An 8,554-nucleotide genomic window follows, 5' to 3' on the forward strand; every position below is an offset into this window, starting at 1 on the left:
CCCGTTACAGCAAAAGGCCAGCTGAGCAAAAACCCCGCTGGCTTTGGCCAGCGGGCAAGGAGATGGTCACGACCCCAGAGCCGCGAGGGTCGAGCCGCAACAATGCGGCAGGCAGGTATCCCGCGCTAACAAATGTTAGGCTGACCGATGGCCACAAAATGTCGAACCTGTGGAAAGTAACCGCTTGTTCACCATAAGCGGGCAAGGTGATTGAAGGCGTTCCAATCGCGCCTAACCTGACTGTGCGCCGAAGAGGCGCGCCCCGCCCAAAAGCTGACGGTCGACGCTTTCACGTACCCCAACACCCCCAACAGTATGCGTCGGCCGCCAGCTTAGCGGCGCTCCCTTTTCCTTGAGCTAGTTTCGCATTATGTTCCGCGCCTATGTCGCGCACCACGGTCCTTCAGCTAATTGCAGCGGTGATCACCATTGCCGTCCTGGCCGTGATCCATCAGGGCGCCGACTGGATGTTCAATTTGCTCGGTGTGAAATTTGCTGTTGGCTTCATGGTCGGCGCCGCCGCCGTGCTGCTTATCTGGATTTACGAAGACCGCCAAGCGCGTTCAAGGGCGGTTGACGGCAGTCGGTCCGCTGAGCAGCAAGGCGCGCGCCACACGATCGACCTGTGACTGCTGAAGCCGAGAACCCTGGCCTGCTTTCATAAGCGCATCGAGCACGGCGCTCTGTTTCGGGCCGCCTGCCAGGCTGCGAGCCATATCGGCAATTGCCTTGTCGTTCCCGCCGTTGCGCAGAGCATCGATAACGCTTTCCACAGCGCGCGTTCCAGCTGCACGGGCCGCGCCACGCGCACCGCCAGCGATGAAGCCTTCACGCACGCCGAAACCGCTGCTGCCACTGCCGTCGATGGCATCCCTGGCTGCAATGCGTGCCGCCGTCTCGGAATTGCGCGTGACGATATTTGACGTCTCGTTGAACAGCCTTTCCCGGTCGAGCAGATCGATGATGGCCTTGGCCTTGTCTGAGCCGAACAAGGTCGAGAGGCGCGCCCGATTCCAGTCCCCTTCCCCCTTGATCAGGCGCTGAAGCGCGACGCGGTCATTCGCGTTGGTGCCTACAATGCGCTCAATCTCGGCGCGGGCGCCCTCACGAAGGCGAAGCGGAACCGCCGACGGGCCGACCTGCAAGCCTTGCGGCAGCGCGCCTTGCCTGAACTCGTCGGCGAGTTCGTCGGGCCGCGGCGCCTCCCGACCGCTGGAAAGTACCGTCTGGCCCCGCTGGACGGCGTCCTTCTGGCGAGCCAGCTCGGCGAATTTCGCATCGACCTCCTTGATGCCGGGCACCGTGGCACGAAGCTCGTCATCGATCGCTTGACGAGCGGTCTGTAGAGCATTCAGCGTGTTACTGCCCTGTGTGGTTTCCAGCAAGTCGTCGACCGCGTGCCGCGTGTTCAGCAACGTCTCGGCGTCGCTGATCAGCCCCGGCTCGGATAGCGGCTGACCACCGGCGCGCGCGCGGGCTATTTCGTCGGGCGTGGGCGCATAGTTGAGCATGTTCCGAACGCGCTGAACGCCCTTCTGCGCCTCGCCGCGCAGCGTCTGGGCCTCGGCGTCGAGATAGCGGGCGATCGGCGCGGAATCGACTGGTGAAGCCTCCCGCAAGGCTTCCCGATATTCTGGCTGCAGGTATTGCTGGTTTCGGGTCGCGCGGTCGATGATGCGCGATGGCGTAGGAGCCTCGCCAAGCGTCTCGTTGAGGCTGGATCGGATGCGCCAGTTGGCATTGGCATCGCGAGCACCAATCGCACCGCGCACGATGGCCTTGCCTTCACCAGGCGTCGCGGCGATGGCGCCCGCCGTGTGACGGAGGTTCGGGCCGAGATCCATCAACATAGCGTCGTTGCCGAACTGCGAGAGCGCGCCCGGTTCTACCGCGTCCTGCCGGACAGCACTCGCCAGCACCTTGGCGGCGCTCTTGTCGAGGCCGAGCGCCTTGGCAATGGCGCTCAGTTGTACCTTGTCGGCGACAGCCTTGACGCCTTTGCCAATTAGCGGGGCGACAAACGGGGCTGCCAGGCCCGTGGCGAAACCAACACCAGCTCCAATCCCGGACTTCTTCAAATCTCCGCCCGACCGCACGGCTGCATCTCCGCCATTGATCGCCGCGCCGCTGAGCGCGCTGGCGCCATAGCGTAGCGGTGCGCTCGCGACGCCGATGCCGAACAATTCAGGCGCTGCGGCCATCGCCGGTAGCGTGCCAGCCACGGCGCCCGTCACATTGCCAGCCGTGCGCGCGATCGGGTGCGCGGCGCGGCTTTCCTGCTGGATGTCGGTCATCTCCTGGTTGACCTTGGAAGCAGGCTCCCCGGTCAGCAGCGAGCCGATGCCGGCAGCCGTGGCAGTCAGGCCCTTGTCGACATAGGGACCGGCAATCGGAATGCCTTCGCCGATCGCATTGAGGAACGTTCCCGATGCGCCCATAGCTCGTGGAGAGGCAAGACCGGGGGCGTCGTGACCGCTCCCCGGCTCCGGGCCGCCAGCATCCATGATCTTTTGAGCAGCGGCCATGCCGGCTTTCGCGCGGGCATCAGCCGCGGCAACATCAGCGTTTGGTGACGGCAGAGACTTGGCAATCTCTTCGACCGCCGCATTCTGCTGCTCCGGCGTCATCGACAAAAACGCGTCGTCGACCTGAACCTTGCGGCCTTGGATGTTGAGCGTAGGCATCAGGGTTCAATGCTCCACTTCAAGCCGTTGCTGGTCGTGCCGCCACCGGTGCCCGCGTTGCCAGCCGGCGCGGAACCGCCACCGCTCTTGATTGCGTCGACCATCTGCCGGATACGCGCCAGCTTGTCGTCGAGGGATGCCTTCGCCTCGCCTGGCTTGGGCGTCAGGATGGCCGCCTGGTTCTCGACTTCGGCCGGCGCCGCCGTCGCGCCGGACACGCTGTAAAGGTAGGATGCGATGATGGTGCGCAGCGAGTTCGACGCTCGCTGATACTCAGGCGATTTCAGGTACTCGGCGCCAAAGTCGGAGCCGCGCGGAATTGCCGACAGGGCCTGATCCGACGGATTGGACAGGGCCGAGAAGTTCTTTTCGACGATCTGAAGCTCGGGTGCGACGACCGAATACAGCTTGTTGTCGCGCTGCTGCTGCTCGTTCAGCGGCTTCTGCTTTGCGCCGGTGAGCGGCAGGATACCGGCGTTCTCGCTCGGTGGCGGATTGGCCGCGCGCGGGCTCGTCGGCGCCTGGCTCCCTGGCGCGGCCGGAGCTTCCGGTGCCGGTGCGGGAGCCGGTGCCGCCTTGGGCGTCACAGGCATGGCCGGGCCACCTGCGGAAGCTTGGCCGAACACGCCCTGCGGCGTCAGGAATAGCAATTCGCCATTCGGGCCGCTGATCGTCTTGCCGGCGGCGAGCTGCTGCGCCTGCTCGACCGTGAGGCCGCCACCGTCCATCAGGCCGTTGAGCGCCTGAGCCTCGACGGAGTTGCCCGTGAACCGGAATTGTCCGGCGTTCGCCCCGCCGATGCTGACAGCCCGCGTCTCGCCGGTGCGCTTGTTGTACAGCGTGCGCTCGTCGAGCTTTTCCCAATCGGTCTGCTGGCCGCTGTAAACGGGCTCGTGCGTCTTGGGATCGACCAGGACGCCACCCACCTCGATCGGCTTGTTCTGCTCGGCGGCGAACTTCTCCCGATCGAAGTCGAGGCGCGCCTTTTCGCCCGGTTCGATCTGCGGGTTGCGCAGCTTCTCCACTTCCAGCCGGTTCTTTTCCAGTTCGAGCTGATTGGCCGGGTTGGCCTCGTCGAGCTTCCGCTTCAGCATCAGGTTGACGACGCCGCGCTGTTGCTCGGATAGGCGAGGATCCTGCGAGGCCTGCAGAAGCTGTTGGACGCTCGGGCCGCCGGAGGCTGGATTGGCCTGCACGACCGTCTGCGTCGCCGCTGCGGGCTTCGTAGCCACCGGAGGCGGCTCTGCCGCTCGCGGCGACTGCACGGTCTGCGCGACCGTCGCCGGGCTCTCCTGCGGCAATGGTCGCTTGTTCAGCGCCGCCGACACGCCCGCGCCCGGTTCAAGGCTCGCCACCTGTACCGGGGCGGCGTCGGCGAACCGCGATGCGAAGGAATTGGCCATGGAAATACGGCGCGCGGCCTCGCCGCCGGGGCGGTTGTAGCCGGCGAATTTCCAGGCGTTGTTCATCAGGCGCTGCGCCTCTTCCGGCGACTTGGCCGCGTTCAGCGCGTCGACCAGACCGGGGTCTTCCTGCAGGAAATATTGCGCCTGAAGCTGCGGCGACGGAGCGTTTGCATCGCCGCCGTTGCTGCCGGCAAAGGTCCGCATCGCCGCAAAGCGCGGGCCGCGCCACGACAGGATGCCGCCAGCGGTGCCGGCCTGGCCGCTTTCGCTCGGGTCCGCCCAGGAGCCGAAAGCGTTCTTCGGACTGAAGCGGCTTTCGGCGTTGGCGGTCGCGGCGACGGCAGCGAGACCGTAAGGATTGGTGACCTTGCTTTTCACCGTGTCCATGAAGCCGTTGTAGACGTCATTGCCGGAAAGGTCCGGAGCGCTACCCATCGAGCCGCCGCCAAGAGCCGAGGCAACCACATTGTTTCCGCCGCCGCTCGGCGCCGTAGTCGACGTTGCGGCCGGGGCACCACCACCGAAAAGCGCTGAGAAGACGCTATCGCCGCCCGCCCGCATGTCGCCTTGGGCCTTGATGATGCGGTTCAGATCACGCCTGCCCCTGATCGCCTGTCCGACCACGGCAAGGCCTTCGCCGACATTGTGCGCGATCGGCTGCTGGTTGAGCAGGGCCTCGGCAACGGCGCGAGCCTTCGCCAGTTCCTCGGGCGTCTGGTACTGCTGGCCGGGGCCGAAGATGAAACCCATGATCCCCTCCTAGATGAACGACGCGCCGAGAGAGAACAGGCCGCCCAGAAGGTTCTGGGTGTTCGCCTGGCTTTGCTGCCAGTTCTGGAGCTTCTGGTTGTAGTTGGTGTTGATCAGGCCGGCGACGTCGGTTGTCGGGATCGTCGGCATGTTCGCGTTGACGAAATTCGGCTGGCTCACCTGCGACCCGGACAGCAGCGCGGTCAGGTTGTTGATGGGTGCCGAGTTCTGCGCCAACGCCTCCTGCACCGCCTGCCCGCGACCGGTGAGCAGGAGCTGGTCATAGGCGTCGTTCTCGCCCTGGTTCTGGATGTTTTGCGCTTGCGCGTAGTTGTCGGAGCCTGGACGAATGCCGCGGTTGATCAGGTCGGCCTCATTCGCCGCCCGACGGGCGTCCAGCGCCGGCTGAAGCCGCTTCATGCCGAGGTCCATCAAGCGGGCCTCTGTCGCATCGTTCGACAGGTCGACCGGCTTCGACAACCAGTCTTTCAGGAACGACGACTGACCAGCGGCCAGCTCGCCGAGGTTGAGCTTGGCCTGGTCGGTTTGATCCTTGATCGCCTGCCCGGTCTGCGAAAGCGTCTGCGTCGCCGTGTAGGTCGGGATGTCGTAGGACTTTCCCGTATAGGGGTCGTTCCACTTGTAGGTGCCGGACTGGCTATAGGTGAGATTGCCGTCGGGCGTGACCTGGTTGACGTTGCCAAGGTTCGCGTTGGCGACCGCCGTGCCGACGTTCGTCGAGGTCGACGCGGCAGAGGTCTCTTTGGGATCCGGCGGGGCGGGAGGATCGGGCGCGCACATCTTGTCAGGCCTCCTGGAGGAAATACGTCATTGCGATTGCCGACCGCTTGAAGCCCACGCGCTCGCACATCTTGGCAACACGCAGATCGGTGGCGATGGTCACGTGCGCCCTGACGCAGCCGCGCGCTTTGAGTTCGGCCAGGATCTGTTTGGTGAAACGGCGTCCGATGCCGTTCCGGTGATCCGGCCTCATATAGATCGTGTCCTCCATGGCGATGGGTTCGCTGTTGTGCATGTCCTGCGTGAGCCAGATGAAGGCATAGCCGACGGCCTCGCCCTCGATCCTGACCACGAAGCAAAGCAGATGACTGGCGGTGCCGTAGACGTTGAGGCGCGGCTTGAAGTCGCCGATCGTCATGCCCTCGGCCGCCATGCGCGCCTGCATCTCGCCGTAGTGCCGGCGGCAAAGCGGTTCGAGCTCCGGCCATGCCTCGTTGAAGTTCTCAATGGCGATGTCGTAGCTCATACGACCACCCCGCCATTTTCAAAGGTCACGTCGAGCTGCACGAACTCGACATCAGGGCGGCGGTTGAGAAAGCCGGTCACCTGCACCTGCGGCTGCAGCACGTATCCGGTCTTGCCGATCGAGATCCATTGCCCACCGCTGACAGTCGCCACCGGCGCGGCCTGGTCCCAAAGGGCGACATCCCACAGGCCGGAATCCCACAGGTCAGCCGTGCCACCATCGGCCGCGTCCGGCGCCGTCGGCAGGGTCACCGTGTAGTTGACCGAGAACGAAATCTTCGGATTGAACGGGGTCGAGGCGAGGAACGTCGGGCGCGCCTGGTGGACGGTCTTCAGCCGGCCAAGCGTCTTCAAGTGATCGGGATTGCCGACATAGGTGTAATAGATCGGCCCGCTGTCATCGTTGCCGTTGATCTCGCCTTCGAAGACCTTGCCGTCATTGGTCCCGAAGAACAGGCGGCTGTCATGCAGTTCAATGCAGCGGGTCGCCCATCCGACGAACTTGCACCAGGCGCCGGTTTCAAGATTGACGACGAACGACCAGGCCTCCTGCCCCTCGGCCGTGATCGGCAGCGAGACGATGGCATAGTTCATGTCCGGCCACTTGATTACCTCCCAAGGTAACGAGAGGCGCCGGGCCGCTTCATGTTTCCAGTCCGGCTCGATGTTGCGTGAGACCGCGGCAAGGGACAGCGCGGCGGCGTCCTTGTTGATCGCGGCCGAGATAGGAACCATGCCCTCCTTCGTCGCCACGATCAGATCGCCACCAGCGCGCATCGTAGCGCGCTTGCCCATGGGCGTGGTGAGGTCATAGCGGCCGACAAGGTTCCACTCGGCGGCGGTCGCGCCGGCAGGGTTGCTGCCTTCGAAAATCGCCGCCTCGCCCTCGGTCGTGACGAACACGCACTTGTCGTCGATGCCGTCGCCGGCATCCAGCGACCACGTTCCGCCGAACAGCAACGAACCGCCGCGTTGGAAAACGCCGGACAGGTTCAGCGTGCCGAGCGCGCCAGTGACGGAATCGACCGGCAGATAGCTGGCCTTCATCGTGCCGCCCTGAATGAAGAACAGGCGGTTTCGGTAGAGCCAGACATGAGACAGCGCGCTTGTCGCAACACCGGTGATGGCGGCCGACACCTGAACGACGCCGCCTGGGATATTGGCCGTGGCCGAGCCGCCGCCAGCGCCGGTGATGGTTTCGTTGTCGACGAACGTCCCGGTAATCGACTGGATCATCAGCGAGCCGGTCGAGCCGTTGTCGACGTTCTTGACCACGGTCGCCGTCGCGCCGCTCGTGCCGCCGGTCACCACCTGGCCGTTGATGAAGTTGACGGTCTGGGCATCGAAGTTCAGGCGATAGGTCGCAAGGCCATTGACCGCCGTCCAGTCGAACGTCGTCGAGTAGAGCTGCAGGAAGTCGGTTCCGTTGACCGCCACGACGAACGAGCCGCCCGAGGTCGTGAAATTGACGTAGGAGTAATAGCCCGACGTCTGGCCGGTGACCGACGCGGCCGGCGGCGTGACAGCATCGGCGGACGCCGTGACATCGCGAACCGTGGTCTCGTCGCAGGCCCAAATCTTCTTGGTGCCGCCGGCGTTGTAGGTGATGAAGCTTTCGACCGGGTCGCTGCCGATCGTGGCGCGCTTGACCGAGCCGCCGCGCATCACGATGCCGGTCGAGGTCGGAAGCCAGTTTTCAAGCGTCTGGGCCGAGAACGGCTTGGACTTCACCAGGCTCTGGTTGGTGACCCAGCCTGCGACGGGCGCACCGAAGGTGAAGGGCTGCGCCATGGCGCGCGCAGGGGCCGGAACGGCTTTCCGGCGACCGGGGAAGCGTTCGTACCTCACGCTGCACCTGTGACCGTGCCTGGCCACGCCACGCGCCGGCCGCGCCAACTGAGAGGCGGCTGACCGGACACGACCGGCTTGGAACCTCCGTCGCTGTCGATCCGGCGCAGGAGCAGGTCCTGGTAGTCGTCCAGATCCTGCTCGTAGGCCTGCCCCTTGTTCTGCTTCCAGCGGGCGATGATCGCCTTTTTCAGCAGTACCTCGGAAAGCCGGAAGCTGTCGGCATCCTCGGTGAACATCGTCTTTTTCGACGTGTCGCTTGCCATGACCAGATCGTTCGACACGTAGAAGAATTTGACGGTTTCGGTGTTCGCCATCACCGGCCACTGGTGGAACTGATCGCCGAAAATGATCCAGTAGCCGTTCACCGTGGCGATTGGCGTCACCTGAAGCTCAAGCCACTGATCCGGGCTGGTGAGGTGTTCGGTTGCCCATTGCCAGCGCGGCGACCAGAGCGACGATGTCTTCTGCATCCGCCGGAAGTCGGTAGGCATGTCGAACGCGTCTGACACGCCGTCGCCGGCGAGCGTCTTCAGGACAAGCAGCTTCTGCCAGTCATGGGCATCCGCGATTTCGGACGCCATGACGTTGGCCAGTGCC

General features: G+C 64.5%; 7 protein-coding genes. 1 reads left to right on the forward strand and 6 read right to left on the reverse strand.

Annotation, left to right across the window (positions count from 1 at the left end):
* Positions 1-383: 383 nt before the first annotated feature.
* A complete protein-coding gene (locus EN781_RS18040) occupies positions 384-629 on the forward strand; it encodes a hypothetical protein (RefSeq protein ID WP_126058579.1) in 246 nt (81 codons plus the stop codon).
* Here EN781_RS18040 and EN781_RS18045 read toward each other — a convergent pair.
* From EN781_RS18045 to EN781_RS18070, 6 genes are all read right to left on the reverse strand, one after another.
* Positions 564-2,684: a hypothetical protein gene (locus EN781_RS18045; protein WP_127400198.1), complete on the reverse strand. Its 2,121-nt coding sequence runs from the start codon at positions 2,682-2,684 to the stop codon at positions 564-566. The two genes, EN781_RS18040 and EN781_RS18045, sit on opposite strands and share 66 nt — an antisense overlap.
* Positions 2,684-4,840 (reverse strand): phage tail tip lysozyme, encoded by a 2,157-nt coding sequence (locus EN781_RS18050; RefSeq protein WP_127400199.1) that lies wholly within the window; start codon positions 4,838-4,840, stop codon positions 2,684-2,686. The genes EN781_RS18045 and EN781_RS18050 overlap by 1 nt, the downstream gene beginning before the upstream one ends.
* A 9-nt stretch (positions 4,841-4,849) precedes the next feature.
* Positions 4,850-5,641, reverse strand: coding sequence for a hypothetical protein (locus tag EN781_RS18055; protein ID WP_189347660.1), 792 nt, complete (start codon positions 5,639-5,641; stop codon positions 4,850-4,852).
* A gap of 4 nt (positions 5,642-5,645) precedes the next feature.
* Positions 5,646-6,107 (reverse strand): GNAT family N-acetyltransferase, encoded by a 462-nt coding sequence (locus tag EN781_RS18060; RefSeq protein ID WP_126054578.1) that lies wholly within the window; start codon positions 6,105-6,107, stop codon positions 5,646-5,648.
* A complete protein-coding gene (locus tag EN781_RS18065; RefSeq protein WP_189347663.1) occupies positions 6,104-7,897 on the reverse strand; it encodes a hypothetical protein in 1,794 nt (597 codons plus the stop codon). The genes EN781_RS18060 and EN781_RS18065 overlap by 4 nt, the downstream gene beginning before the upstream one ends.
* Positions 7,898-7,950: 53 nt before the next feature.
* Positions 7,951-8,554 (reverse strand): hypothetical protein (locus EN781_RS18070; RefSeq protein ID WP_145965541.1); only part of this gene is annotated, 604 nt, incomplete at its 5' end.

The organism is Mesorhizobium sp. M4A.F.Ca.ET.090.04.2.1, from assembly GCF_003999085.1.
Taxonomy (GTDB): Bacteria; Pseudomonadota; Alphaproteobacteria; order Rhizobiales; family Rhizobiaceae; genus Mesorhizobium.